This window comes from Bradyrhizobium genosp. A, assembly GCF_049949275.1.
Lineage (GTDB): Bacteria > Pseudomonadota > Alphaproteobacteria > Rhizobiales > Xanthobacteraceae > Bradyrhizobium.
In genome coordinates, this window is record NZ_CP188196.1 from 5089246 (window position 1) to 5114403 (window position 25158).

The window sequence follows — 25158 nt, forward strand, 5'->3', positions numbered from 1 at the left end:
TCAATCCACGATGTTGTAGCCACCGTCGATGTAGAGAACGCTGCCGGTGATGAGCTTGGCGCCGTCGAGCGCGAGAAACGCGGTGGCGTTGCCGACATCGTCGATGCTGACGAGACTGCGCGAGGGCGCCGTCGACTGGGCCTTGTCCATCAGCTCGTCGAACTCCGGGATGCCTGATGCCGCGCGCGTTGCAAGCGGCCCAGGGGAGATCGCGTGCACACGGATGCCCTTTGGGCCCAGTTCCGCGGCGATGTAGCGGACGGCAGCTTCGAGCGCCGCTTTCGCCACACCCATCACATTGTAGTTCTCAACCACTCGCTGGCTTCCGTAATAGGTCATGGTGAACATCGTGCCGCCGTTCTTCATCAGTGGCTCGGCGAGATGGGCCATCCGCATGAAGGACCAGCACGACACGTCCATCGTCTTGAGGAAGCCGTCGCGGTTCACGTCGACCACGCGGCCGTGCAGCGCCTCTTTCGGCGAGAACGCGATCGAGTGCAGCAGGAAATCGAGCTGTCCCCAATCCTTCTCAATCCGTTCGAACACCTGCTCCATCTGCCCCTCGACCATCACATCGAGGGGCATGAAGATCGGCGCCTCCAGCGCCTGCGCCAGCGGCTCGACATGCTTCTTCGCGCGGTCGTTGAGGTAGGTGACAGCAAGATCGGCGCCGAGCGCGCGAAACGCCCTCGCGCACCCCCAGGCGATCGACTGGTCGTTGGCGATGCCGACGACGAGGCCTTTTTTTCCTTTCAGAGCGACCTTGCTGTCCGGGAATACAGGAATCATGACACCCTCTCGTGGTTCGGGTTGGACGATGGCGTGTTCATCAGCAGCGTCAACGTGTGCTGCGCGATCATCAGCTCCTCGTCTGTCGGCACGACATAGACGGGAATACGACTGTCCGGACGTGAGATCAGCGGGGCATGGCGGGCATTTTCGGCCGGATCGAGCGTCACACCGAGCCAGCCGAGCACCTCGGCGATGCGCGAGCGGATGCTGATCGAATTTTCCCCGATGCCAGCTGTGAAGACGAAGGCGTCGAGCCCCTGGAGTGCAGCGGCAAGCATGCCGGCATTGAGCCCGATCCGATAGACGAAGTAGTCGATCGCCAGTTTCGCGTTGCCGTCTGCGCTGGCCTCCAGCTCGCGCATGTCATTGCTGACGCCCGAGAGCCCCTTCAACCCGCAGTCGCGATAGAGGAAGCTCTGGACGTTGGAAGCCGACATTCCCTTTTCGGCAATCAGATACAGCACGACGCCCGGATCAATTTGTCCCGGGCGCGTGCCCATGGGCAGCCCGTCCAACGCGGTAAAGCCCATGGTGCTCTCGACACTGTGCCCGTCCCTGAGCGCGCACATCGATGCGCCGCTGCCAAGATGCGCGACGATCACCCGCCCTTTGGCGATATCCGGTGCGACCTGGGGCAATGTCTTCGCGATATACTCGTAGGAGAGCCCGTGAAATCCGTAGCGCCGCACGCCCTCGGCGTGGAGCTGATGCGGAATTGCATAATGGTCGGCCACCGCACTATGCGTGCGATGAAATGCAGTATCGAAGCAGGCCACCTGCGGCAGCGCGGGAAAATTGGCGAGAAGCGAGCGGATCGGGGCCAGATTGTGCGGCTGGTGAAGCGGCGCAAGCGCGGCGAACCGTTCCAGGCGGGCGACTACGCCATGGTCGACCAGGACCGGCCTGTCGTAGTCCGGACCGCCATGCACCACGCGATGGCCGACCGCCATCGGGGTGATCCGAAGCTCGTCCCGCAGCCATTCGCCCGCAACTGCCATGGCCGCCGGAATGTCTGGGACCGCTTCAATCGGATAGGCGCGGTCCGCCATCGGATCGCCATTTGCGCCGCTCGCGCGCAGGCGCGGACGGCTGCCGATGCCATCCATCTGCCCCTTGATCTGTCGCCGCAGCCTTCCCTCGCCGTCGATCGCGAAGATCTGGAATTTGACGCTGGACGAACCGGCATTGACGACAAGGATCGTGTCCATGGCTGTCACGCGGCAACAGTTGGTGCGCTTTGTCGCCGCGCATGCGCGTACAGCGCGGCGACCGCGCAGGATGCCATCCGCGCACGAGGCGAATCCGCCCGCGACGTGAGGACGACCGGCACGCGGGCACCGAGCACGATGCCAGCGCCGTCGGCCTTGGCGAAGTAGGCCAGATTTTTTGCCAGCATGTTGCCGGATTCGAGGTCGGGTACGACCAAGATCTGCGCGCGACCGGCGACCTCGGATTTGATACCCTTGATCCGTGCCGCCTCGACATCGATAGCGTTGTCGAACGCCAGCGGCCCGTCGAGCACGCCGCCGGTGATTTGGCCACGGTCGGCCATCTTGCAGAGCGCCGCCGCCTCTATCGTCGATGGAATCTTGGTGGTGACGGTCTCGACCGCCGACAGGATCGCCACGCGCGGCGATTTGCCGAAGCCGGCCTCGTTATAGAGATCGATCGCGTTCTGGATGATGTCCCGCTTGGCGTCGAGATCGGGAAAGATGTTGATGGCCGCGTCGGTCACGAAGATCGTCTCGGCATAGGCCGGCACGTCCATTACGAAGACATGGCTGATGCGCCGATCGGTGCGCAGGCCGCCGGTCTTTGCGGTGACGGCGCGCATCAGCTCATCGGTGTGCAGGCTGCCCTTCATCAGCATTTCGCCCCTGGCGGCGTGGATGAGTTCGACGCCTTTCGCGGCTGACTCGTCGCTGTGTGCGGCATCGACGACCTCATAGCCGGAGACATCGAGACCGAACTGGGCGGCCGTATCCTTGATCTTCCCTTCGGGGCCGACCAGAATCGGCCGGATGATGCCGGCTTTTGCACTGTCGACGGCACCGCGCAACGAGGTCTCGTCGCAGGGATGCACGACAATGGTCGGAGCCGGGGGCACGGCTTTGGCCGCCGCAATCAAGCGGTCATATTTGCTGGGACGTTGCGTTTGCGTCGCGTCGGCGGACATGATGTCGCTCCCAATCTTTCCAATCGGCCTTACGATGCTCTCGCCTTGGGGTCGAAAGGGGCAACGTTCGAAGCCGGCTCCCCTCCCGCATCCACACCGAACAGCTCAGCAACGCGCTTCAATCGGTTCGCGCGCTCACCGGTGATGTCCTCGCTGGCCGACAGCACCTCACGCATTGCGGCGATTGCCGCACGACGCTGGTTGACGTCGTCGGGCAGCATTTTCGGGATGGCGGCCAGGGCCCCCTCTTGATCCAGCAGTAGAATGAAAAATTGCTCGCGCACCAGCATCTTGAATTCGGGCAGCGTCAGCCGCTCTGCTGCATGATCGTGCCGAACCCGACGCAGCGCCTCGATGCTCCGCTCATCGACCATTCCGCGCGCTGAACCGATATAGAGCAGCGCACGGAGCGCCGCCTCGCGGAGGCCGCCTTCGCCGATCCTCGATTTCAGCTCGGCGATCCGCTTCTCGAGCATGGCACGGTGCTCGGCCGACATCTCGCGCCGGCGCGACGGTTCGGACTTCGGATCAATCCCGACCGCTGCCTGCAACGCCGGCGAGCCATAGACGTTGAGGAAGATCGCCTCACTCAGCGCCTCCTGCGAGTCCCGCCAGCTATCCAGCACGTGAACGATCTGCTTGGACATCTGCTCCTGGAATTCCAGGAAGGGATTGTCCTTTCCGACCGGCTTGCGGTTGTCCTCGACCTTCTCGGCGACGGACTTCACCGCGGACATCCATGGATTTTGGCTGCTGAAGGCCTCGTATTGCATCCGCAGCGGGTGCATGTTGCGCGCCAGTTCCGCCATTTGCGGCGTCACCATGGATTTGACCCAGGGCTGGACGAACTTCTGGTAGGCGGCGAGATTGAGCTCGGAGACGCGCTTGGCGGCCGCAAACCGCCGTTCGTCCTCGGGCGAATTGCCGCCCATGGCGCGGATATCATCGAGGGTCCGCGCCTCACAGCGCATGACCCATTGGCCGGCGGCGAGATCGGCATTGAGGGTATCCGATCCTCTCGCCTCGAAAGTCGCTTCGTAGAGCCCGGGCGGAAGCACATCAATCAGGTCGATGTTGCTGGAGAACTCGGCGTGCTCCTTCTTGGCGACGCCGCCCGACACGAAGATGCCGAGATGACCGACGGTTTCGTGAACAGTATAGACGATGGTTTGACCGTAAGCCCGGATTTCGTCGACGTCGGCATAGCAATCGAGGATCCAGTTGAGCGCCTGCTGCGGCGGCGTGACGTTGTCGCCCTCCGAGCAGAACACCACGATCGGCGATCTGATGTTGCGCAGATCGACGGTCGCGCCATCGGACATCTTGATGTTCCCGGCGGCGAGATTGTTGCCGACGAACAATTCATCGACGATGAACTGGATTTCCTCCGCATTCAGGTTGACGTGTCCGCCCCACCAGCGCTCGAACTCGAGATAGCGATCGGCCTCGGTGTCGACCTTGGAATAGACGTTGTATTGCTTGGTCCAGAGCGTGTTCGATGGATTCTGGTTCTCGAAGTTTTGCACGAGCCAGGCGCCGTCGAATTTGCCGCCGCCGAGATCGCTCGTCAGGGCGGTGAGCCAGCTCCCGCCCAGCAGACCACCCGAATAGCGCATTGGATACTTGCCATGCACGCCCTCCCAATAGGCGAGCGGCGCGCCCGCGATGATCAACGGACCGAACAGCTCTGGCCTCAGCGAGGCCAGGATCATGACGGCCCAGCCAGCCTGGCAATTGCCAATCACGCAGGGCTTGCCGTCAGCCTGGGGATGGAGGCTGATGACCTTCTCGATGAACAGCGCTTCGGCGCGCGCGATGCGCTCGATGGTCTGTCCCGGCATCGGATCCGGCAGGAAGCCGACGAAATAGCAGGGATGCCCTGCCTTCATAGCAACGCCGATCTCGCTGTCCGCCTTGAACCCGCCAATTCCAGGACCGTGCCCGGCACGTGGATCCACCACGATGAACGGGCGCCGCTCGAGGTCGATCTCGACGCCCTTGGGCGGAATGATGCGGACCAGCGCGTAGTTCACCGGCTCGTCGAGCTTGCGCCCGTCGATGATCAATTCCGCGGTATATTGCAGGACGTGCGGAGCCGCTTGCGCGATATGCTCCCGGTACTGGTCGCCGCGTTGGCGCATGACGTCCAGAAACAGCACGCTGCGCTGTCCCGCATCGACCATGTATTCGACGCCTGAGGCGACAAGCCCGGATAGGGGACCGCCCGGCGGGTTTGGAGTTTCCATCGACATATTCCGACCTCGCTGTCGCGCTGCATCATTCAAGGGGCCCTGCGGAAAGCGAATGTTGATCTAGGTCAAGGTCGGGAGCTTCCTGGCACGATGGTATTCCCAGCGTATCAAGCGGTGCGCGATGTCAGAGACGCCAAGCTATGCGGCACGCGAGTGTCTCAGGGATGGAAGCCCGGTCGAGATCAGGGCGCTGCGTTCCGACGATGAGGCGGATATGCTCGGCGCAATCGAGCGCACGAGCTCGCAATCGTTGCAACGCCGCTTTTTTGCCATGAAGCGCCACTTCTCGGAGCGAGAACGCACATTTTTCATGCAGATCGATTTCAGCAACCACGTCGCGCTCGTCGCACTTGCTCGGGAAATGGACCAGCAAGTGATCGTCGGGGGCGGCCGTTACATTGTCTTCGAGCCCGGACGAGCCGAAATGGCCTTTGTCGTCACTGACGCCTGGCAAGGGCGCGGTGTCGGCTCGCTCCTGATCCGGCACCTCATCGATATCGCAGGGCATGGCAAACTGCGGGAATTGACCGCGGAGGTCCTGCCCGAGAACACGGCGATGTTAAAAGTATTCAAAAGATTTGGCTTCAAACCCGCCGCGCGTCGGGACCCGCAAACGGTCCATCTTGTATTGGAGCTTGGCTAACCCCGGCGTCAGGCCGCGTCGCCTTTCCCATCGGCCCGGTACGGTCGATGCGGATCCAGGCCACGGTCAACTCCCATGCCACCGACAGGATAATCGGCCCGATGAAAAGGCCGACGATGCCATGGGCGAGCGTTCCGCCGATCACACCGATGAGAATAACCAGCGTTGGCGTGTTCAGACCGCGTCCCATGACGAGCGGCTTCAGGACGTTGTCGAGAAGGCCGACGATCACGAAATACACCGTCAGCAGCAGCGCCGTCGTGACGTCCTTGTCGATCCAGATCCAGATCATCACCGGCAGGAGCAGGATGGATGGACCGATCTGCACGATCGACAGCAGCAGAGCAACGAATGCCAGCAAGCCGGCGGCCGGAATACCTGCGAGCTTGAAGCCGATGCCGGCCAACAGCGATTGAATGATCGCCACACCGATGACGCCCTGGGCCACCGCGCGGATGGTCGCGCCCGCCTGTTCCAGAAAGCGCTCACTTTGCTCGGGCACGATGCGGATCAGGAATCCACGGATCGCTGCCACGAGCTGCGGCCCGTAAGGCAAGAGAAAGCCGGCCACGACGACCGACAGGAGAAACTGGAGCGTGCCGACGCCGGCATCGCCTGCGAACGACAGCATGATCCCGGCCAAGGGTTTCAGATACGGAGCCACCTCGCGCAGCACCGTACGAATGTTGGTGGTGGCCTGATTCCAGAGATCGTAGAGCTGCGGACCGACGAGCGGCCATGCCTTGATCTGCTCGGGCGCCGGCTGAAGCGCGAGGTCTCCGGTGCCGAGCTGACCTGCGAGGTCCTTCATCCCCTCGATGGCGCTCAGGCCGAGCCAGGTCGCAGGCCCGATGACGATGGCCAGAGTGATGAGCGTGAGGATCGCCGCCGCCGTTCGGGGGCGGCCGCCGAGTCCCTTGGCGAGCCAGTTGAAGACCGGAAAGAAAGCGACCGCAAGCACGGCACTCCAGGTCAGGATCGGCACGAAGGGACGGATGATGACGAACGTCCAGATGATCAACAAGGCGAGCAAGCCGAGCCGGATCACGAGCTGGATGACATCTTCTGCGGACAGGAGCTGGCGGAGCGACTTCAAGGGTGCTCTTTCACCGGTGGACAGACAGTCTAAAGGGTACCCTTCTGCGGGAGGTCCTCTTGATTCAGATCAATCTATGGAGGCCGAGCTGCCAGCAACGGCAGCGGATTCCCGCCGACCAGTCGGCGCGCGAAATCTAGGCCGATGAGAGCGGCAGGCTGATTCGAAGCAGAGCTCCTCCACCCGGCTGATTTTCCGCCGTGATCTGGCCGCCGTGAGCTTCGACGATCGTCCGCGCAATCGCAAGCCCCATGCCCATGCCCTGCGGCTTGGTGGTGAAGAATGGCTCGAACACCTGCCCGATCTGCTCTACGGGAACGCCGGGACCATAGTCTCTGATGGAGACTTCGGCCCGGTTGCCGGCACGTGCAGCTCCGATATCAACCCTGCGGACGCTGCCGGCGGAGCCGGTGACGGCATCCATCGCGTTCACGACCAGATTTGTGATGACCTGCTGGAGCTGAATTCGGTCGCCTTTGATCGGAAGCAGCGCCAGATGCGTTACAGCATCGAGCTCGACTCCTTGGGCTGTCGCCAAGGGCACAAGAAAGGCCACGGCTTCCCGGACAACGTCGTTGAGGTCCAGCTCCTTCTCCTCAAACGGCGCCTTCTTGAGCAGACTGCGCAAGTGCACGATGACTTCGCTCGCCCGCGCATCGTCACGTCGGATGTCCTCAATGATATCGTTCAATTCATTTAGGTCTGGATTCGGCGCCCGAAGCATCAATGCCGCGCTTTCGGCATTTGTCAGGATGGCGCCGAGCGGCTGGTTCAGTTCATGAGCGATCGAGGCGGTAAGTTCGCCGGCCATCGTATAGCGGTTGACATGAGCGAGTTCCGCGGAGCGCTGCCGGGCCTGCACTTCCGCCTTGAGGCGGCCGCGCCGCTCGTGGACAAGGATGCTGATGAGAGCCGCCTGGACCAGGATGACGGATGCAATGAGGAGTATCTGCCAACGATAGGCCTCCCACGGAGACGGGTCACGAAAGTAGACTTCGCTGCCAGGTGGCAGGCTGCTTTCGGCAATGTTCCAGCGCCTGAGCTGCCGCCAATCGTACTTCGCCGGGCCATATTCGAGGGTTGGGATCTTGATGTCGGACGGTTTCTCGCCGCCCAGGATTCGGATCGCCGCTTCCGACGTCTTCTGGGCACTGTCGAGTGCAGACGTCATCGGGCCGCCGACGGTCTCGCCGCCAAAGAACGCTTCGTCGTAGGAAAAGATCGGCGCATTGGTAACTGCATGGAGCTCCCTTAGCGCCTGCTCGCCCTCATGGCTTGCGCCGGTCGCATCCACCTGGAGCTGGACCCAGAAGATCGCACTGTCCGGCGGAAGGCGAGCCGCCTCCTTCAAAATGTCGGCAAATGAAAGTCGATTCCAGAACAGCAAGCGCACGTTGGGAAAAACCGGTTCGAGCTCCTTGCCGATCTCACTTTGCCAGAAGCGTTCGTTCGGGGAATCGCCAACCACGACCGCAATCGTCCTGGTCGCGGGCAGCAGCCTGACGATATTGCCAAACAGCGCGGGAACGTCCTGCTTCACGGCAACGACAGCATCGTTGTCCGTCAGCGCGGAACGCTGGACCCGCCGCTCCTCGACCGCCGTCATCACCATCGGGGTGGACGGAAATAATTGCGGCCGATTTCGCTGGACGAACATGGCCGCCGGGCCTCCCAAGGCAACGATGAGGTCTGGGGCGCCGCGCGCGAACAATGCGCGCAGATAGTCCGCAAATTCAGACTCGACGCTCTGGTCTTCAAAGCGGGCCGTTGCGACGGAGAAGTCCTGGATGTCGATCGGCCACCGCGATTGACGCTCGAGCTCCTGTCGGAGCGCCGTCGAATAGTCCCGCCATGGCTTGAAGTTTTGGCCGTACGAATTGAAGATGACGATCCGCTTCAGCTCTGCAGCAGTTCCATCCGCAGCCGCGGCAGAAATCGCCGTCGCAGTGACTGCCGCCAAGAAAGCCCGTGCGACTGCAAGCCACCTTCCCGCCACTGTATCCTCCCACGCCCGATTTGCTCGGTGAGGCAGCGCGGAGCGCAAACTACGACTCCGGTTTTCGCTCAGTATCAGCTTAGCACCGATAGATTGTAGATTTAACTGCAGCGCTTCCTGTGGATGGCACTGCCCACATGTCGTTTAGTGAAAATCCAGGTCGCAAGACCGCGTGGCGATCACCGACGAGAGAACGAACCCGCCGATTTCTGCGTTGGCTCTCGTAAGGAAATCGCGCTTTAGCTTTCGCACAGCCTTGGTTCAAATAGAGGTGCGACGACCACGAGCAAGCGCCGGACGCACATGAAGAGATACTGGTGACAAAGTTTGCGATTGGGCGACATCGGCGCGAGACAGCGGGCGTGCTCAAGGACGCAGTCGGCCGCGACCCGACAGCAATACCCGCGCATCGTTTGATGGAAACCCTGCTTGGGAGACCACGTAGCGATGACGGATCAGAATACGAGCCCGCCGCTTTCTACGCTGGGCTGCGCCACTGCGCTCTCGCGAGGAAATCGTGGTTTCCTTCGCGGGGGAGTTAAGTCAAATGAAGATGCGACGCTACAGGAGCAAGCGCTGGACCAAGACGCGCGGTCAACAGTGGAGAGAACGGAGTAGTATTATCCGCTGAGAGTAACAACGTGGGACGAGAGTAGCAATGCGGGGGGAGGAAAATCGCTAAAACTTGTTTCGTATCAATAGCTTATGATTTTGGTGCGCTCGGAGGGACTCGAACCCCCACGATTTTACTCACTGCCACCTCAAGGCAGCGCGTCTACCAGTTCCGCCACGAGCGCTTGGGAATGCCGGCTTGAGGCTTGAGGGCCTGCCGCATCAACGGCGCCGATCTAACAAATCCATCAGTGGGGTACAAGCCTGCCGAAGGCATGAATTCCACAGGCTTGAGAAGAAAATGTTCCGCCCTCCCAGCCTTACCGCGTGCCCCGGCCCTACCGGGTCCCGGGCGTCCGCGGCAACATCTGCTTGACCTCGACCGCGATCCGGTTGCGGTCGACCAGCACGACGCCGGAGGCCACCGGCAGATTATTGGCCAGAACCTTGACCTCATCGGCCTCGGTTGCGTCCAGCTCGATGATGGCGCCGCGGGAAAGACGTAATACTTGATGGATCGGCATGGTGGTCGTCCCGAGGACGACCATGAGATCCACGGTGACTTTATCGAGTGTGGGCACTGTCAGGACCGCCGCAACTGGAGACTTGGGCCAAGGGACTTAAACAAGGGACTTGGCATTTGCACCTGCGATCATCACCCCGTTATAGTTAGCCAATGGTTAATTCGCCTCAAAACCCCCGCCAAGAACGGCGTCAAGACCTCGATTTGACGTCGTTTTCCGCCTCAGTCGGCGAGCCCGTCGAGTGGCGAATCTCGGACGCTCCGGTGCCCTATCCGGAGGCCGTGGCCGCGATGGAGGCCCGCGTCGCCGCCATTGCAGCGGGTGAGGCCCCGGAGCTGGTCTGGCTGCTCGAGCACCCCCCGCTCTACACCTCCGGAACCTCGGGCAAGGACTCCGACCTGCTCGATCCCCGATTCCCAACCTTTGCCTCTGGGCGTGGCGGCCAGCTCACCTATCACGGCCCGGGCCAGCGGGTGGCCTACATCATGCTCGACCTCAAGCGCCGCCGGCCGGACGTGCGGGCCTATGTCGCAAGCCTGGAGGAGCTGATCCTGAAGACGCTCGCCGCCTTCAACGTCCGCGGCGAGCGGCGCGAGGACCGGGTCGGCGTCTGGGTGAAGCGCCCCGACAAGGGGCCTGAGCACGAGGACAAGATCGCGGCGATCGGCGTGCGGCTGAAGCGCTGGGTCTCGTTCCACGGTATCGCCATCAATGTCGAGCCGGAGCTTTCGCATTTCGCCGGCATCGTCCCCTGCGGCGTTGCCGATCCCCGCTACGGCGTGACCTCGCTGGTCGATCTCGGCCAGTTGGTGACCCTGGCCGATGTCGACGTCGCGCTTCGGCAGGCTTTTGAAGAGCTGTTCGGGCCGACCCGCGCCCTGCTGCCGGAAGCAGCCGCCTGACGCATTCCTGTTGGAGACGCGCTGCGCGCGTTCTCCATCGGCGCGGAATCGGTTAGGCTTGTTTCAGGTGCCGCCCACGCCTCCTCCCTCCGCCGGGAAAGCAGACCTCATGCCGGGCGACCAAACCATCGGACCGACTGTTCGAGCGCCAGGCATAAGGAGGGATTGCGTTTCAGCTCGCAATGGGAGGTTTTGACGATGAAATTGTCTGCCCCGATCTATCATCTGAAGCGAAAAGCGAAGCGCCTGTCCCGCGACGAAGGCATTCCGCTCCACGCCGCGCTTGACCGCATCGCCACGACGGAAGGGTTTTCCGCCTGGAGCATGCTGGCGGCGAAAGCTGCCGCACTGACACCGGCCAACAAGCTGTTCCCGCAATTTAGGCCGGGTGACCTCGTGCTGGTCGGGGCACGCCCCGGTCAGGGCAAGACGTTGATGAGCCTCGAGCTTGCCGTGGAGGCCATGAAGTCCCGCCATCGTGCGGCATTCTTCTCACTCGAATACACTGAGAAAGACGTGCTGGACCGCTTGCGCGCGATTGGCGTGGAGCCGGCGGAGTTCGACAAGCTCTTCGAGGTCGATTGCTCCGACGCCATCAGCGCCGACTACATCGTCAAGCAAATGGCCGCCGCCCCCCGCGGCACGGTCGTGGTGATCGACTATCTGCAACTGCTCGACCAAAGACGGGAAAACCCCGACCTAGCCGTCCAGGTGCGCGCGCTAAAGTCGTTCGCGCGCGACAAGGGGCTGATCGTCGTCTTCATCTCGCAGATCGATCGATCCTATGACCCCTCCGTTAAGCCCTGCCCCGATCTCAGCGATGTCAGGCTCCCAAATCCGCTGGACCTGAAACTGTTCGACAAGACGTGTTTCATGAACAATTCCGAGGTTCAGCTCCGCGCGGCGAGCTGACGACAAGAGCCGCGGGTGAGATGCCTCACCCGCGGCTTGCAGCCTCACGCCGCAGCCAGCGACACTTCGAGCTTGCCGGCGATGTAGCGCCGCTCCTGGGTCAGGCCGCCAAAGCCGTAGGCGTCGCCCTTGACCTCGTCGACATGCAGATAGGTCTCGGGATGCAGCGGGCCCAATATCTCGGCCATGCGCTTGAACATCGCGGCGAGATAAGCCGCCTTCTCGTCCTTGGTGTTGGTGCCCTCGGTGACGTGGATGTCGATCCAGTAGCTGGCAAGCCTCTCGTCGGCGAGCGACTTGCCGCCGGCGAACCAGTCGCCCGCATCGACCGACTTCACGATGATGGCGGTGACGTCCGGATCCTTGTGCAGGATTTTCGCCGTGAGCTCGGACACGGCATTGGCGATGTCGGCCTTCAGCGAGGGCGACTGGCGGGAAGTGGTGTAGGATACGGTGATCAGGGGCATTGTCGTTCTCCTCAGGATGTCGCGCTGTTTGCGCGGCGTTGGTGAGAAGCTAGACCTTCCCTCGTCATTTTGGTATCTTATCTCTGTTGATACCAGTGATAACGATTCATAATGACAGCCACACTCGACATCGCCACCGTCCAGGCCTTCCTGCTGGTCGCCGACCTCCAGAGTTTTACGCGTGCGGCCGAAGCGCTCGGCACGACGCAGGCCGCGGTCAGTCTCAAGCTGCAGCGGCTGGAGACGGTGCTGGCAAAGCGTCTCGTCGAGCGCTCGTCGCGCGCGGTCCGGCTCACCGCCGACGGCGCCAGCTTCCTCGATCGCGCCCGCGGGCTGATGGAGGCGCATGACCGCGCGCTGTCGGGCGAGGCACCGGCCGCGCAATCGCTCTCGCTCGGCATCTCCGATCACGCTGCTGGCCCTGAACTGGTGCCGATGCTCGAACGGCTGCACGCGATGTCGGCGAACCTCACCCTCGCCGTCACCATCGGCTTCTCGCGCGAGATGCAGGATGCCTATGACGCGGGCGAACTCGATGCGGTGATCGTGCGCCAGGAAGGCAGCCGCCGCGGCGGCGAGAAGCTGACGGAGGACGAATTCGGCTGGTTCGCGTCGCGACGCTTCACGCTTCCGAAGGGCGGAGCACTGCCGCTTGCAACACTCGCCCCGCCCTGCGGCGTCCGTGCCGTCGCCGTGCGCGCGCTCGACAAGGCCGGCCTCGCCTGGCGCGAGCGTTTTGTCGGCGGCGGCGTCACAGCGGTGGCTGCGGCGGCGCTTGCCGGACTAGCGATCGCACCGCTGGCGCGGCGGATCGCACCTCCCGGGTTGGTCGACATCGGGCCCGCGCACAAGCTGCCAGAACTCGGCAGCTCGAAAGTCATGCTGCATTCGAACGTCAGCGATCCCGCCAAGCTCGCGGCGCTGCGTGCCGTGGCGGCGACCTTTCGCAGCGTGGCGGCCACCTGAGGTCTCACAGGATCGCCTCGAACGCGCTGCGCAGCGTCTCGTGCCTGAACACAAAACCGCGGCTCAGCGCCTTGTTCGGCAGCACGCGCTGACCGCCGAGCAGAAGCTCGTCGGCAAAGCCGCCGCCGATCCGCCGCAGCAGACCGCCGGGAATGCGGAACACCGCGGGCCGGTGCAGGCGGCGTCCGAGCTCCTCGGTGAATTTTGCGTTGGTGACGGGGATCGGCGCCGTGGCGTTGACGGGGCCAGCGAGATCGGGCGTTGCCATCACATAGGCGATCAGCCGTATCAAATCGTCGCGCTCGATCCAAGACATCCACTGCCGCCCGGTGCCGAGCGGACCGCCGAGCCCGAACTCGAACGGCGTCAGCATGCGCGTGATGAAGCCGCCTTCCGTGCCGAGCACGAGGCCGATGCGCAAATTGACTACGCGCACGCCGAGCTCCTCCGCCGGCCGCGCCGCTTTCTCCCAGGCCGCGCAGAGCTCGTGGCTGAAGCAGGCGTGAGATTTCGCCGACTCCGTCAGCACCTGGTCCGCCCAGAGGCCGTACCAGCCGATCGCGGAGCCGCTGACGAGCACCTCGGGCTTGCGCTCGAGCCGCGCGATCAGCTTCACGACCTCGCCGGTCATGTCGACGCGGGAGCCGATGATCTTCGCACGCTTCGCTTCGGTCCACAGGCTGTTGCCGATCGGCTCGCCCGCGAGATTGACGATGGCGTCGATTGGTATGTCCGCAGCAAGCTGGTCGAGGCTGGTGATCAGCGTGACCGGTGGCGGCAGCATCTCGGCCTTCGCAGGGTTGCGGATCAGCGCGATGACGTGATGCCCTGCCCCGCTGAGGCTCGCCGCAAGGCGGCTGCCGATGAAGCCGCTCGCGCCTGTTATCAGCACGGTCTTGCGGACGGGGATTTTCTCAACGAGTCCTTCCGCGGGAACATTCTTCATGCGGCCGAGCCGGCGCATCGCGGCAAAATCCCTGACGCCGCAGAGCGCAGCGCCAACCGCGCAAGCGGTCGCAGCGATGCTGAGCAGGCCCTGATACACGACGCTCACGCCAAAGGGCTGCATCGCCCAATCGATCAGAACCGGCAGAAGCAGCACCAGGATGGCGCCGTAGTTGATCGCGAGCAGCGTGTGATTGACCCGTTCGCTCGGCGGTAGCTTTCGGCTCAGATCCTCCTCGACGAAATCCATCAGCGTGATGATGATTTCCGCAACCAGCAGCGCGACGATCGCCAGTGCCAGCACGCCATGAACCTCGAGCCAGCCGAGCAGCAGGAACAGCAAGGCATAGAGCATGTTGCGGATGCCGTGCAGCTTCAGCTCGAAGCGCTGCGACGGACGCCAGGCCAGGCGCTCGGTAAATTCGTGGTGATAGAAGGTGTCAAACACGCCCATCACGATCTGGATGGCGATGAGCGTCCACAAGAGCGGCGTCATGACACGGCCTCCCTGAACATTGCGGACTGGTGGATCAGCCCGCCGTAACGCGGATGAATGACATCGAGGGTGAAGCGGAACGCGCCCTCGCCGAGATCGGAATGCGTCACCGTGAGATCGCCCGGCGTGAGCCATTGCGGCAGCGGAATCCACAGGCGTCCAAACTGGAGCCCGTAGCCCGCGCTGCGGAAGGTCAGCGTCTCGCCTTCGACCGCGATGCGGAGCGCCATGGAGACCCCGAAGCCGACATATTCCTCAAGCCCGGTCGGGCCGGCGAAGCGCTTTGCCGAGTGGATCACCTGCGGAAAACCGCGCTTGCGCGCGCAGATGCGGGTCCAGGTCTGGCCGCCGGTCGCGCCGTCCTCGGTAACAGTCACGATCATCGGCACACCGGTGTCACGAGCTGTCGGCAGCGGGCCGCCGATCAGGCGTGCGGCCTGCGCGAACCACCAGCCGATGTCGCTGAAAGAGACCTCGTCGACCACGCCGACATAGACGACGCTGTCGCCATCGGCGACGCGCTTGGAAAAGCGCCGCCAGGTCGCGAGCGGCAGCCGGCCCCAATCCTCGTCCGACAGCAGCGCGCGGAAGCGGCGGTCGTCGAGCAGTTTGATATGAGCGAAGGGAGGTGCGTTGGAGCCTGATAGTCGAGCCGACGCCATTGCACCCTCCTCAGAACTATTTGGCCTTGCCCAGCGGCAGCAGGTTGGCGATCTTTTCGCCAAGCCGCATCAAGGCGACCAGCCGCGGACGCGGCACTTTCAGCATCTGCATGAACCAGTGGTCGGCGAGCTCGGTGAAGGCGAGCATCTCCTTCAGCCGTTTGCTCGCGACCGGATTGATGGTCGGATCCGCAGTGGCATCGGACACGCAGGCCCGCAGCGCCGTGATCGCAGGATCAAGCTCCCGCTCCTTGCGCCGCGCCGCAATCCGGGCCGCCACCTCCCAGATGTCAGTCTCGGCTTCGTAATGATCTCGGCGGTCGCCGAGGATCGGCACCCGCCGGATCAGGTTCCAGGCGAGCAACTCCTTCAGCGAGTTGGACACGTTGGAACGTGCCATGCCGAGCGTGTCGGCGATGTCCTCGGCCGTCATCGGCGCCTCGGCGAGATAGAGCAGCCCGTGGATCTGGCTGACTGAGCGGTTGACGCCCCACTGATCCCCCATGTCGCCCCAATGCAGGACGAAGCGCTCGACGGCGGCGGGAAGTTTCTTATTTCCGGTTGCTTCTGTCATAACAGAAACATCTGACGAGTGTGACTGCGTGTCAAGTGCCGTGATCGCCTTGCGCCCTGCATACCATCCGCTCTATTTGCCTAAAAACGACCCAGAGAACGGGAACCAAACGCCATCTGTAGCGTTTGCTCCGGTCGAGGCGGGGTTCGGAATGGTAAAAAAGTCCAGTCAACAGAGAGACTTGTTCGAAAGCGAGCGAAGTTTCCGGCTGTTGGTTGAGGGAGTCGCGGACTACGCGCTCTACATGCTCGACCCCACCGGCATCATCACCAGCTGGAACATCGGCGGCGAACGCATCAAGGGCTATTCGCCCGGGGAGATCCTCGGCCAGCATTTCTCGCGCTTCTACACCGAGACCGACCGCGCCAACGGCAAGCCTGCCCGCGCGCTTGGCATCGCCCGGGACCAGGGCCGCTATGAGGAGGAAGGCTGGCGCGTCCGCAAGGACGGGACCTTCTTCTGGGCGAGCGTCGTGATCGACCCGATCTACGAGGACGGCAACCTCGTGGGCTTCGCCAAGATCACCCGTGACATCACCGAGCGCCGTGACGCGCAGATCAAGCTCGAGGCGATGCAGACACAGCTCGCCGAGGCGCAGAAGTTCGACGCGCTCGGCCAGCTCACCGGCGGCGTCGCGCACGACTTCAATAACTTGCTGATGATCATCAGCGGCAGCCTTCACGTCCTGAAGAGAGGCGACGTCGGCGACGACAAGTTTCAGCGCGCGATCTTGGCGATCGAGACTGCCGCCAAGCGCGGCGCCGCACTGACGGGACAGCTATTGACCTTCGCGCGGCGGCAAAGCGTCAATCCGCAAGCGATCCATTTCGGCGATCGCATCGAGGCGATCCGCGAAGTGCTGTATGCTGGCGTCGGCAGCGCCGTTCGCCTCGCCTTCGACATCGAACGCGACGTCTGGCCGGTCAAGGCCGACGTCTCCGAGTTCGAGACGAGCCTGCTCAATCTTGTCATCAACGCGCGCGATGCCATGCCCGATGGCGGTACGGTCACGATCGGCGCGCACAACGTCGTCCTGGACGATCCGCTCCACAGCGGTGAGTACGTCGCGATCACCGTCGCCGATACCGGGCTCGGCATCCCCTCCGACGTCGTCGACAAGATCTTCGAGCCGTTCTTCACGACCAAACCGGTCGGAAAAGGCACCGGCCTCGGCCTCTCTCAGGTGCACGGTTTTGCGCATCAGGCGGGCGGCACGATCAAGGTCGCAAGCGAACTCGGCAAGGGCACGACCTTCACCATCCTGCTGCCGCGCGAAACCGCGACCGTGCCAAGCGACGCGCCTGAGACGGCGCCGGTTCTTGGCAGTGGCACCGTGCTGCTGGTCGAAGACAATCCTGATCTGGCCATCGTCAGCATCGGTCTGCTGGAGCAGCTCGGCTACCGCGTGCACCGGGTCGCCGACGCCGAATCCGCGCTGCGCGAGCTGGAGCACAACGGTGTCGATTTCGTCTTCACTGACATCGTCATGCCTGGCAAGATGGACGGGCTCGGCCTCGCCCAACGCCTGCGCCAGATCCGCCCCGACCTGCCGATCCTGCTCGCCACCGGCTACAGCGAAGCCGCCGCCGGCGTCCGCGGCGACTTCCCAATCCTGCGCAAGCCGTACGAAATCCACGAGCTCAGCGAGGCGATTTCGAAGCTGCCGCGGTGACTCTTAACCTCGCCCCGCTTGCGGGGAGAGGTCGGATCGCCCTTGCGATCCGGGTGAGGGGGTACAGGTCTCACGCCAATCTCACCCGCGGAGAGATGCCCTCACCCCAACCCTCTCCCCGTAAGAACGGGGCGAGGGAGCGCACCGAATGCGCGGAGCGACGTGTAGCTCGCCTAAACCGTCGGCAGCACCGAAAACGCTTCCCCTGCCCTGCGCAGGTTCAGCTCATCGACGCTCGCCGTCTCGCTGGTGACGCTGTCCACCCGCGACGACGGCGGGCCGTGGCGGCAGAGTGCGACCATGTCGGCGACGTGTTTCGGCGCTCCCGCGAACAGCGCTTCCACGCCGCCGTCGCGGCGGTTGCGGACCCAGCCTTCGAGGCCGCTCGCGGTCGCCTGGTATTCAACCCAGGCCCGGTAGCCGACGCCTTGCACGCGCCCGCGGATCATGACCTGGAGGATCGCGCGGCTCATTTTTTCAGTCCGAGGAGATCGGCGTTGCGCGCCTTGACCTCGGCATCGCGCATGACGCGATTAGTCAGCTCCGCTGTCGGCAATCCCTTCAGCGCTTTCGGCGCCGTGCCCTCGCGCAATGCCTTCTGGACGTCGTAAACGGCCTGCGTCGCCGCCGCGATCGGCGCGTGGCCCTGAAGCGCGATGCGGACGCGTTGGCTGGCGAGATAGTCGATCGCGTTCAATTCGTCCGGCGCGCCACCGAGCGCGATCGGCAGACGCGTTGCGGATACGATGGCCTCGAGCTCGGTGCGCGACTTGATGCCCGTGAAGAACAGCGCATCGACGCCGGTGGCTTCATAGGCCTTGGCCCGGCGGATCGTGTCCTCGATCGAGCTGATCGAGGCCGCGCCGGTGCGGCCCATGATGACCAGAGTGGGATCGCCGCGCCCGTCGAGCGCCGCCTTCATCTTGCCGACTCCCTCCTCAAGCGAGATCAGCTGCGCCTTTGTCTCGCCAAAGGCTGCCGGCAGCAGCGTGTCCTCGATGGTGAGGCCGGCGGCGCCCGCCGTCTCCAGCTCCTGCACGGTGCGGCGCACGTTCAGCGCATTGCCATAGCCGTGATCGGCATCGACCAGCACCGGCAGCGCGGCGGCACGCGACATCCGCCGCATCTGCTCGGCCAACTCGGTGAGCGTGATCAGGGTGACATCGGGATCGCCGAGCACGGCGAGCGAGGCGACCGAGCCGCCGAACATACCAAGGGGAAAGCCGAGATCCTCGGCAATGCGGATCGAGATCGCGTCATAGACCGAGCCGGGATGGACGCAGGTGCCGCCCGACAGGATGATGCGCAGTTTTTCGCGGCGGGAACGAAAGGCCATGCTTGCCTCACTCTCAATTCCTCATCCTGAGGAGCGGCTTTTGCGCGCGTCTCGAAGGATGAAGGCCCAACTGGTGGCCTCACCCTTCGAGACGTCGCGCAGGCGCGGCTCCTCAGGGTGAGGGTCGACTGTTGTGCGCTGGAGCGCGTTACGCAAACTCCAAAATCAGCGCGTCCACCGCGAGCGTCGCACCCGCACTCGCGTGGACCTTCTTCACGGTGCCGTCCTGCTCGGCGCGCAGCACGTTCTGCATCTTCATGGCCTCGACGACCGCCAGCGTCTCGCCGGCCTTGACCTCCTGGCCTTCGGTCACAGCGATCGAGACGATGAGCCCGGGCATCGGACAGAGCAGCTTCTTGCCGGTGTCAGAGGCCGTCGTCACCGGCATCAGCTTCGCCGAGGCGGCTTCCGCTTCGGTCCAGACATAAACCGGCACCTCGACGCCCTGATGCGCGAGGCGGATGCCGTTGGCGATCGGGCGCACCTGCACCGCGACGAAATGGCCGTCGATGGTGCCCTGCCAGACCGGATCGCCCGGCTTCCACGCGGACTGCAGCAGATGCGCATTGCCGGCCTTGCCCTCGGCATCGACGAACCGCACCGCGATCGCCTCACCCTCGCGGGCAACCTCGAGCAATATCTCCTGGCGGTCGAGCCAGACCGCGCGACGGCGCTCGCGCTGCACGATGCGGCCGCCCATCTGGCCGGAGATCTGCCGCTTGCGTTCGCCGAGCACGTGATCGATGGCGGCGCCGACCGCGGCGATCCGTCGCGCGACCTCGCCTTCGGGCACGCGCACCGCAAAGCCCTTGGGGAATTCCTCGGCGATGAAGCCGGTCGACAGATTGCCCTCACGCCAGCGCGGATGATGCATCAGCGCCGACAGGAATGGGATGTTATGGCGGATGCCGTCGACATAGAACGAATCCAGCGCGGTCGCCTGCGCCTCGATCGCAGCCGCGCGCGACGGCGCATGCGTGACGAGTTTTGCGATCATCGGATCGTAATGGATCGAGATCTCGCCGCCCTCCTGCACGCCGGTGTCGTTGCGCACGGTGATGCCGTCCTTGCTCACCTCCGCGGGCGGGCGATACTTCACAAGACGCCCGATCGAGGGCAGGAAATTGCGGAACGGGTCTTCGGCATAGAGGCGCGATTCCACCGCCCAGCCGGTCAACGCGACGTCCTTCTGCGCGAGCGCGAGCTTCTCGCCGGCGGCAACGCGGATCATCTGCTCGACGAGATCGACGCCGGTGACGAGCTCGGTGACGGGATGCTCGACCTGGAGGCGCGTGTTCATTTCCAGGAAGTAGAAGCTCTTGTCCTGGCCAGCGACGAACTCGACCGTGCCGGCGGAATCATAATTCACCGCCTTCGCCAGCGCGACCGCCTGCTCGCCCATCTTGCGGCGGGTGGCTTCGTCGAGCAGCGGCGACGGCGCCTCCTCGATGACCTTCTGGTTGCGGCGCTGGATCGAACATTCGCGCTCGCCGAGATAGATGACGTTGCCGTGCTTGTCGCCCAGCACCTGGATCTCGATGTGGCGGGGATCGACGATGAATTTTTCGACGAAGACGCGGTCGTCGCCGAACGAGGCCTTGGCCTCGGCCTTGGCGAGGTGGAAGCCTTCGGCGACCTCGGCCTTCGAATGTGCGATGCGCATGCCCTTGCCGCCACCGCCGGCGGAGGCCTTGATCATCACGGGATAGCCGATCTCGTCGGCGATCTTGACCGCGTGCTTGCCATCCTCGATGACGCCGAGATAGCCCGGCACGGTCGAGACCTTGGCTTTCGCGGCCGCCTTCTTGGATTCGATCTTGTCGCCCATTGCAGCGATCGCGCCCGGGTTCGGGCCGATGAAGACGATGCCGGCGGCTTCCAGCGCCCGCGGAAATGCCTCGCGCTCGGACAGGAAGCCGTAGCCGGGATGCACGGCCTCGGCGCCGGTCTTTCGGCAGGCCTCCACGATCTTCTCGATCACCAGATAGCTCTCGGCCGCGGCCGGCGGGCCGATCAGCACGGCCTCGTCGGCCATCTCGACATGGAGGGCGTCGCGGTCGGCCTCGGAATAGACGGCAACCGTCTGAATTCCCATCTTGCGGGCGGTCTTGATGACCCGGCAGGCGATTTCGCCGCGGTTGGCGATCAGGATGCGTTTGAACATTGTTTGTCTTGAGTTTCGTCCCTTGGGCGGGACCCCTCCCGGGCCGTTGGCGGGCCGATCGGACGGGGCCGTATCCTGTCGTGGTACAGCAAAATGGGCCGGAGGCAACGGCCAAAATCCGGCCCGCTCTGGCGTACCAGCGCAAGACCGGAACGGGCTTGGTGAGCCCCTGGGACGGCCTATGGCTTTCCGGCCTTGGCCACGTTCCGGACCAGGCCGTGAATGAAGCCCAGTTTGGCGACCACGGCTGGCGACAGGATGAAGGGATAGAGGTCCCGCATCCCCATGGCACGGTTGACGCTGTTCATGGCGAAGGTGAAGGGCAGCCATGCGTCGACGATCGCCTGAACGTCCCGCGCCTCGTAGGGGTTGAACCGAATCCGCGTCGACAACTCCCCGTCGCGGTCGACCTTGGGGCGCACCTCCATGCCGAACTCGCCAGCCATCTCCAGCGTATCGATGATATGGAGGTAATGCGCCCAGGTCTCAGCAAAGTCTTCCCAGGGATGCATCGTCGCATAGGCCGAGACATAGCTCTGCTGCCAGTCGGTCGGTGCGCCTTCGGCATAGTGGTGCTGCAAGGCCTGACCGTAATCGACGGAATCGTCGCCGAACACGGCGCGGCATTCCTCCAGCTTCCCACCATCACGCACCAACACGTCCCAGAAATAGTGCCCGACCTCGTGGCGGAAATGCCCGAGCGGCGTCCGATACGGCTCCCCCATCTCCAGCCTGCGCCGCTCGCGCACGATGGTATCGGTCTCGGTGAGCGCGATCGTGATCAGGCCGTTGTCGTGGCCGGTCATGATCTTTTGTCCGCTGTTCGGATCGTCGGCGAGAAAATTAAAGATCAGGCCGTGCTCGGGGTTCTCCTGCCGGGTCTGGAGCGGCAGCGTCCAGCGGATCAGGGAGTAGAACAGCCGGTGCTTCGCCACCTCCAGTTCGCGCCAGCCGGCGAGCTGCGCGGGGTCGGACAGATCAGGCACGATGCCGTTATGGCGACAGGCGCGGCAATAGCCGGTGGTATCGCTCACATCCGTTAGCCAGTTGCAGGCGTCATACTCGGCATTGCGGCACAACATCCGGCCCTTGCCCTTGTCGGCGAGCGTGGCCCAACCCTCCCCGTCGGGCTCGATCGCCGACATCGTCTCCTTCTCCGGCAGGAAGGCGACCTTGTGGCCGCAACGTTCGCAGGCGCGATTCTCGAAATAGAGAACATTGCCGCAGGCCTGGCAGACAAAGAGCTTCAAGATTTAGCCTCTTGGAAAGGGTGTTTTACGAATGAGAGTTGTAGCGCCTCGCAGATATGCGCCCATAGGGCTCATCGTTCCAACGTTTGGAACAAATTAGCCAGGCCCTCCATTCGTTCATACCCGCCACAGCCGTTCGGTGGGGCGTTTCCCGATCTATGCCCTTTTCAGCAATGGCTATCACGCTTTGTCTGTGTGAATATCGGCTTGGCACGTGCGCTCCCGCATCACAACGGCCGACGCCTTGAACGATCCTTTGCCCGAGACCATTGCCGCCGAAAGGCTGCGCCAGCACCTCCAAGACATCGCGCGGGAGCGCGACGATGCCTATCGCGCGCTCCAGGAGCGCGAGGCGGAGCTGGCGCGCATCCAGCGCATCGGCAAGGTCGGCGGGCTCGAGGTCGACTTCCGCGAAGGCTTCAAGAACCGCCGCTCGCCGGAATATCTGCTGGTGCACGGCCTGTCCCCCGAAGCAACCGGCGAAACCTACGAGGATTGGGTCGCAAGGATCCATCCGGAGGATCGCCAGCGGACGATCAAGCGCCTCTTCGACACTCTGAAGAGCGAAAGCGACGATTATTCCGACGAGTACCGCATCATACGATCGAACGACCGCGAGACCCGCTGGATCCGCGTCGTCGCCAAGATCGAGCGCAACAAGGACGGCCGCGCGCTCCGGCTCGTGGGCGCCGACTTCGACATCACCGATCAGATGCTTGCCCGCGAGACGTTGCGCGAGAGCGAGGAGCGGTTTCGACTGATCGCCGACAGCGCGCCGGTGCCGATCTGGGTCACAAAACTCGACCGCACGCGCTCCTTCGCCAACCAGGCCTATGTCGATTTCGTCGGCCTGCCCTACGACCAGGCCATCGCCTTCGATTGGCGGAAGGTGCTGCATCCGGACGACCTGCCGCACGTGTTGCAACAATCGGTGCAGGGCGAAGCCTCGCTCAAGCCCTTCGTGCTGGAGGCGCGCTACAAGGATGCATCCGGCGAATGGCGCTGGCTGCGCTCGGAATCCCAGCCACGCTGGGATCCGACCGGCAAGCACATCGGCTTCATCGGCGTCGCTCACGACATCACCGCGGCCAAGCAGGCCGAGACCGAGCTGCGGCAGCTCAACGAGACGTTGGAAGAGCGTATCGTCGAACGCACCGCCGAGCTCGAAGCCAACGAAGCCCGGCTGCGCGCCATCCTGGAGACCAGCAACCAGTATCAGGGCCTGGTCAACCTCAAGGGTGAATTGCTCTACGCCAACAAGACAGCACTCGACGGCTTCAAGGCAGGTTCCGAGGACGTAATCGGCAGACTGCTGTGGGACACGCCCTGGTTCACCGGCACCGACGGCATGAGCACAACCGTGCGCGACGCCTTCGACACAGTGCTGAAAGGCGAAGCCGTGCGGATGGAGATGCGGCTGCGGCTGCCGATCGGCGAGCGCGATTTCGAGTTCAGCATGCGCCCGGTGCTCGACCGCCACGGCAACATCACCGGCGCGGTGCCTGAAGCCGTCGACATCACCGAGCGGCGTCGCGGCGAGGAAGCGCTGCGGCAATCGCAGAAGATGGAGGCGATCGGCCAGCTCACCGGCGGCGTCGCGCACGACTTCAACAACCTCCTTACCATCATCCGCTCGGCGACCGACTTCCTGCGCCGGCGCGAACTGCCGGAAGAGCGCCGCCGCCGCTATGTCGATGCGATCTCCGACACCGTCGAGCGCGCCTCAAAACTCACCGCGCAGCTCCTGGCTTTCGCACGCCGGCAGCCGCTGAAACCGCAGATCTTCAACGTCGGCAGCCAGGTCGAGGGCGTGGCGCAGCTGGTCCGGCCGCTGGTCGGCGGCCGCATCGAGATATCGGTCGATGTGCACGACGCCGACTGCTTCACGATCGCCGACATCGCGCAGTTCGAGACCGCGCTCATCAACCTCGCCATTAACGCCCGCGACGCCATGGACAGCGAAGGCCGCCTCACCATCGCCGTGCGCAAGGTCGAGGGCATTCCGAGCCTGCGCGCACAATCGGCGCGCGGCGGCGATTATGTCGCAATCTCGGTGGCGGATACCGGCTGCGGCATCGCGCCCGAAAACATCGACGCCATCTTCGAGCCGTTCTTCACCACCAAAGAGGTCGGCAAAGGCACCGGCCTCGGCCTCAGCCAGGCGTTCGGCTTCGCAAAACAGTCCGAAGGCGACATCGCGGTGACGAGCACGCATGGACAGGGCGCGACCTTCACGATCTACCTGCCGCAGGCGCAGAGCCCTGCCGCCGAGAAGGAAGCCGCATCGCTCACCAGCGAAAGCGCGACCACCGGGCGCGGCTACCGGGTGCTCGTGGTCGAGGACAATGACGATGTCGGCCAGTTCTCGACCGAACTTCTGGAAGATCTCGGCTATGTCGTCCGCCGCGTCGCCAACGCCAATGCCGCACTGGCGATCCTTGGCGAGAACGAATTCGCCGTCGATCTGGTGTTCTCCGACGTCATCATGCCCGGCATGAACGGCGTCGAGCTCGCCGGCATCATCCGCGAGCGCTATCCGGGCCTTCCCGTCGTGCTCACCAGCGGCTACAGCAACGTGCTCGCCGAAAACGCCCATCGCGGCTTCGAGCTGATCCAGAAACCGTACTCGGTGGAATCGCTCTCGCGCATTTTGCGCAAGGCGATCATGGAGAAGCTGTCGGTGGCAAGGTGAGCGTGGGCCAAACCCACGCTGTAGTCCCG

Annotated in this window: 21 protein-coding genes and 1 tRNA gene; 6 read left to right on the forward strand and 16 right to left on the reverse strand. The window is 63.7% G+C overall.

Annotated elements, in window-relative coordinates:
- The 4 genes from fabI to ACP2YP_RS23730 are packed head-to-tail and all read right to left on the reverse strand — an operon-like array spanning position 1 to position 5220.
- Positions 1–789 carry an enoyl-ACP reductase FabI gene (gene fabI, locus ACP2YP_RS23715; RefSeq protein ID WP_426418746.1) on the reverse strand — a complete coding sequence of 263 codons (789 nt, stop codon included), beginning with the start codon at positions 787–789 and terminating at the stop codon, positions 1–3.
- On the reverse strand, positions 786–2000 hold the full coding sequence (locus ACP2YP_RS23720; protein WP_426418747.1) for an acetate/propionate family kinase: 1215 nt from the start codon (positions 1998–2000) through the stop codon (positions 786–788). The genes fabI and ACP2YP_RS23720 overlap by 4 nt, the downstream gene beginning before the upstream one ends.
- A 5-nt stretch (positions 2001–2005) precedes the next feature.
- Positions 2006–2968: a phosphate acetyltransferase gene (locus tag ACP2YP_RS23725; RefSeq protein ID WP_426418748.1), complete on the reverse strand. Its 963-nt coding sequence runs from the start codon at positions 2966–2968 to the stop codon at positions 2006–2008.
- A 29-nt stretch (positions 2969–2997) separates the two neighbouring features.
- Complete coding sequence (locus tag ACP2YP_RS23730; protein ID WP_426418749.1) at positions 2998–5220, reverse strand: DUF3141 domain-containing protein; 2223 nt, start codon at positions 5218–5220, stop codon at positions 2998–3000.
- A gap of 121 nt (positions 5221–5341) precedes the next feature.
- Between ACP2YP_RS23730 and ACP2YP_RS23735 the strand changes: the two genes are divergently transcribed.
- Positions 5342–5863, forward strand: a complete 522-nt coding sequence (locus ACP2YP_RS23735; RefSeq protein WP_426418750.1) for an N-acetyltransferase family protein — start codon at positions 5342–5344, stop codon at positions 5861–5863.
- Here ACP2YP_RS23735 and ACP2YP_RS23740 read toward each other — a convergent pair.
- The 4 genes from ACP2YP_RS23740 to ACP2YP_RS23755 form a co-directional block, all read right to left on the reverse strand.
- Entirely contained in the window at positions 5805–6959 is a 1155-nt protein-coding gene (locus tag ACP2YP_RS23740) for an AI-2E family transporter (protein ID WP_426418751.1), read from the reverse strand. The two genes, ACP2YP_RS23735 and ACP2YP_RS23740, sit on opposite strands and share 59 nt — an antisense overlap.
- Positions 6960–7095: 136 nt before the next feature.
- Entirely contained in the window at positions 7096–9003 is a 1908-nt protein-coding gene (locus ACP2YP_RS23745) for a sensor histidine kinase (RefSeq protein ID WP_426418752.1), read from the reverse strand.
- A gap of 664 nt (positions 9004–9667) precedes the next feature.
- Positions 9668–9752: transfer RNA gene (locus ACP2YP_RS23750), tRNA-Leu, on the reverse strand.
- A gap of 153 nt (positions 9753–9905) precedes the next feature.
- A complete protein-coding gene (locus tag ACP2YP_RS23755) occupies positions 9906–10148 on the reverse strand; it encodes a FliM/FliN family flagellar motor switch protein (RefSeq protein WP_011088012.1) in 243 nt (80 codons plus the stop codon).
- 95 nt (positions 10149–10243) lie between these two features.
- Between ACP2YP_RS23755 and lipB the strand changes: the two genes are divergently transcribed.
- Together lipB and ACP2YP_RS23765 are read left to right on the forward strand one after the other, a co-directional pair.
- A complete protein-coding gene (lipB, locus tag ACP2YP_RS23760) occupies positions 10244–10993 on the forward strand; it encodes a lipoyl(octanoyl) transferase LipB (protein ID WP_426418753.1) in 750 nt (249 codons plus the stop codon).
- Positions 10994–11191: 198 nt separating this feature from the next.
- The gene (locus ACP2YP_RS23765; RefSeq protein ID WP_426418754.1) at positions 11192–11905 is read left to right on the forward strand and encodes a DNA helicase; all 714 of its coding nucleotides are present in this window, start codon (positions 11192–11194) and stop codon (positions 11903–11905) included.
- A gap of 44 nt (positions 11906–11949) precedes the next feature.
- Here ACP2YP_RS23765 and ACP2YP_RS23770 read toward each other — a convergent pair whose 3' ends face one another.
- Positions 11950–12372, reverse strand: a complete 423-nt coding sequence (locus ACP2YP_RS23770) for a tautomerase family protein (RefSeq protein WP_426418755.1) — start codon at positions 12370–12372, stop codon at positions 11950–11952.
- A 111-nt stretch (positions 12373–12483) separates the two neighbouring features.
- On the opposite strand from ACP2YP_RS23770, the gene ACP2YP_RS23775 reads away from it, so the two are divergent.
- Positions 12484–13338, forward strand: coding sequence for a LysR family transcriptional regulator (locus ACP2YP_RS23775; RefSeq protein ID WP_426418756.1), 855 nt, complete (start codon positions 12484–12486; stop codon positions 13336–13338).
- A gap of 4 nt (positions 13339–13342) precedes the next feature.
- On the opposite strand, the gene ACP2YP_RS23780 is transcribed toward ACP2YP_RS23775, so the two are convergent.
- The 3 genes from ACP2YP_RS23780 to ACP2YP_RS23790 are packed head-to-tail and all read right to left on the reverse strand — an operon-like array spanning position 13343 to position 16015.
- Positions 13343–14779, reverse strand: coding sequence for a TIGR01777 family oxidoreductase (locus tag ACP2YP_RS23780; RefSeq protein ID WP_426418757.1), 1437 nt, complete (start codon positions 14777–14779; stop codon positions 13343–13345).
- A complete protein-coding gene (locus ACP2YP_RS23785) occupies positions 14776–15441 on the reverse strand; it encodes a DUF4166 domain-containing protein (RefSeq protein WP_426418758.1) in 666 nt (221 codons plus the stop codon). Before ACP2YP_RS23785 ends, ACP2YP_RS23780 begins: the two co-directional genes overlap by 4 nt.
- Before the next feature lie 16 nt (positions 15442–15457).
- Positions 15458–16015, reverse strand: a complete 558-nt coding sequence (locus ACP2YP_RS23790; RefSeq protein WP_426418759.1) for a GbsR/MarR family transcriptional regulator — start codon at positions 16013–16015, stop codon at positions 15458–15460.
- 151 nt (positions 16016–16166) lie between these two features.
- On the opposite strand from ACP2YP_RS23790, the gene ACP2YP_RS23795 reads away from it, so the two are divergent.
- Positions 16167–17687: an ATP-binding protein gene (locus ACP2YP_RS23795; protein ID WP_426418760.1), complete on the forward strand. Its 1521-nt coding sequence runs from the start codon at positions 16167–16169 to the stop codon at positions 17685–17687.
- A gap of 173 nt (positions 17688–17860) precedes the next feature.
- Here ACP2YP_RS23795 and ACP2YP_RS23800 read toward each other — a convergent pair whose 3' ends face one another.
- From ACP2YP_RS23800 to ACP2YP_RS23815, 4 genes are all read right to left on the reverse strand, one after another.
- Positions 17861–18160, reverse strand: a complete 300-nt coding sequence (locus ACP2YP_RS23800; protein ID WP_426418761.1) for an acylphosphatase — start codon at positions 18158–18160, stop codon at positions 17861–17863.
- A complete protein-coding gene (locus ACP2YP_RS23805; RefSeq protein ID WP_426418762.1) occupies positions 18157–19023 on the reverse strand; it encodes an isocitrate lyase/PEP mutase family protein in 867 nt (288 codons plus the stop codon). Before ACP2YP_RS23805 ends, ACP2YP_RS23800 begins: the two co-directional genes overlap by 4 nt.
- A 148-nt stretch (positions 19024–19171) precedes the next feature.
- On the reverse strand, positions 19172–21187 hold the full coding sequence (locus ACP2YP_RS23810) for an acetyl-CoA carboxylase biotin carboxylase subunit (RefSeq protein ID WP_426418763.1): 2016 nt from the start codon (positions 21185–21187) through the stop codon (positions 19172–19174).
- A 179-nt stretch (positions 21188–21366) separates the two neighbouring features.
- Positions 21367–22437, reverse strand: a complete 1071-nt coding sequence (locus tag ACP2YP_RS23815) for a zinc-binding metallopeptidase family protein (RefSeq protein ID WP_426418764.1) — start codon at positions 22435–22437, stop codon at positions 21367–21369.
- A 214-nt stretch (positions 22438–22651) separates the two neighbouring features.
- Between ACP2YP_RS23815 and ACP2YP_RS23820 the strand changes: the two genes are divergently transcribed.
- On the forward strand, positions 22652–25129 hold the full coding sequence (locus tag ACP2YP_RS23820) for a PAS domain S-box protein (RefSeq protein WP_426418765.1): 2478 nt from the start codon (positions 22652–22654) through the stop codon (positions 25127–25129).
- Positions 25130–25158: the final 29 nt, after the last annotated feature.

Excerpts from the sequence above, each read along its gene's own strand:
- ACP2YP_RS23800 (WP_426418761.1), bottom strand. The coding sequence starts at position 18,160 with ATGAGCCGCGCGATCCTCCAGGTCATGATCCGCGGGCGCGTGCAAGGC.
- lipB (WP_426418753.1), top strand. The coding sequence starts at position 10,244 with ATGGTTAATTCGCCTCAAAACCCCCGCCAAGAACGGCGTCAAGACCTC.
- ACP2YP_RS23735 (WP_426418750.1), top strand. The coding sequence starts at position 5,342 with ATGTCAGAGACGCCAAGCTATGCGGCACGCGAGTGTCTCAGGGATGGA.
- ACP2YP_RS23770 (WP_426418755.1), bottom strand. The coding sequence starts at position 12,372 with ATGCCCCTGATCACCGTATCCTACACCACTTCCCGCCAGTCGCCCTCG.
- ACP2YP_RS23725 (WP_426418748.1), bottom strand. The coding sequence starts at position 2,968 with ATGTCCGCCGACGCGACGCAAACGCAACGTCCCAGCAAATATGACCGC.
- ACP2YP_RS23795 (WP_426418760.1), top strand. The coding sequence starts at position 16,167 with ATGGTAAAAAAGTCCAGTCAACAGAGAGACTTGTTCGAAAGCGAGCGA.
- ACP2YP_RS23810 (WP_426418763.1), bottom strand. The coding sequence starts at position 21,187 with ATGTTCAAACGCATCCTGATCGCCAACCGCGGCGAAATCGCCTGCCGG.
- ACP2YP_RS23730 (WP_426418749.1), bottom strand. The coding sequence starts at position 5,220 with ATGTCGATGGAAACTCCAAACCCGCCGGGCGGTCCCCTATCCGGGCTT.
- ACP2YP_RS23720 (WP_426418747.1), bottom strand. The coding sequence starts at position 2,000 with ATGGACACGATCCTTGTCGTCAATGCCGGTTCGTCCAGCGTCAAATTC.
- ACP2YP_RS23765 (WP_426418754.1), top strand. The coding sequence starts at position 11,192 with ATGAAATTGTCTGCCCCGATCTATCATCTGAAGCGAAAAGCGAAGCGC.
- fabI (WP_426418746.1), bottom strand. The coding sequence starts at position 789 with ATGATTCCTGTATTCCCGGACAGCAAGGTCGCTCTGAAAGGAAAAAAA.
- ACP2YP_RS23805 (WP_426418762.1), bottom strand. The coding sequence starts at position 19,023 with ATGGCCTTTCGTTCCCGCCGCGAAAAACTGCGCATCATCCTGTCGGGC.
- ACP2YP_RS23775 (WP_426418756.1), top strand. The coding sequence starts at position 12,484 with ATGACAGCCACACTCGACATCGCCACCGTCCAGGCCTTCCTGCTGGTC.
- ACP2YP_RS23785 (WP_426418758.1), bottom strand. The coding sequence starts at position 15,441 with ATGGCGTCGGCTCGACTATCAGGCTCCAACGCACCTCCCTTCGCTCAT.
- ACP2YP_RS23780 (WP_426418757.1), bottom strand. The coding sequence starts at position 14,779 with ATGACGCCGCTCTTGTGGACGCTCATCGCCATCCAGATCGTGATGGGC.
- ACP2YP_RS23790 (WP_426418759.1), bottom strand. The coding sequence starts at position 16,015 with ATGACAGAAGCAACCGGAAATAAGAAACTTCCCGCCGCCGTCGAGCGC.